At 76.6% G+C, this 936-nt stretch carries 1 protein-coding gene; it reads right to left on the reverse strand.

Translation table 11 applies throughout. The annotated features are described in order from the left end of the window. The coding region (locus tag ACLBXO_RS31580) for an NAD(P)-dependent oxidoreductase (protein WP_447687895.1) at positions 1-934 on the reverse strand (934 nt) is incomplete at its 3' end. Positions 935-936: the final 2 nt, after the last annotated feature.

The following is a 936-nucleotide window of genomic DNA, read 5'->3' on the forward strand; positions in this document are numbered from 1 at the left end:
CCGTGAGGTGGCGGCGCACGGCCCGGGCCGTGACGGCGGAGACGCGCACGTTCGATTCCTGCGTCACCCCGGCGATGTGCGGCGTGAGGATCAGGTTCGGCACGTCGGCGAAGACGGCGCCCGCCGCCGCGTCGAGGGGCTCGCGGTCGAACACGTCGAGCGCCGCGCCGCCGAGATGGCCGGAGCGCAGGGCTTGCGCCACGGCGGCCTCGTCCACCACCCCGCCCCTCGCCGCGTTGATCAGGATCGCGCCCTTCGGCATCCGCGCCAGCGCCGCCGCGTCGATCAGGCCGCGGGTCCGATCGGTCAGCGGCACGTGCAGCGAGAGCACGTCGCTCCCCGCGATCAGCGCGTCGAGCGCCCGGCTCTGCACGGGGCCGGAGGCCGGGTTCCAGGCCGGGTCGTCCGCGGCCACGAAGGGGTCGTGGGCGGCGACACGCATGCCGAGGGCCGCCGCCCGCCGGGCGGTCTCGCGGGCGATCGAGCCGAAGCCGACGAGGCCGAGGCGCTGGCCGGCGATCTCGCGGCCCATCAGGGCGTTGCGCGGCCACGCGCCGGCGGCGACGGCGGCGCTCGCCCCGTAGGCGCCGCGCAGGAGCAGCAGCGCGGTGGCGACCACGTACTCGGCGACCGCGCCGTCGTTGGCGCCGGTGGCCGGGTAGACGGCGATGCCGCGCGTCCGGCAGGCCGGGACGTCGATGTTGTCGAGGCCGACGCCGAGGCGGCCGACCACCTTGAGGTCGCGGGCGGCGTCGAGCAGGGCGCCGCGGACCTGGGTCCGGTTGCGCACGATCAGGGCGTCGGCTTGGGCCACGGCGGCGGCGAGGTCCGCGGGCCGGTCGACGAGGCCCGGATCGTACACCACGTCGAGGCCGGCGAGCTCGGCCGCGATCGCGGCCTCGTCCATGAACTCGCTGATGATGACCTTGGGCATGG

It is taken from the genome of Methylobacterium sp. C33D (assembly GCF_053345825.1).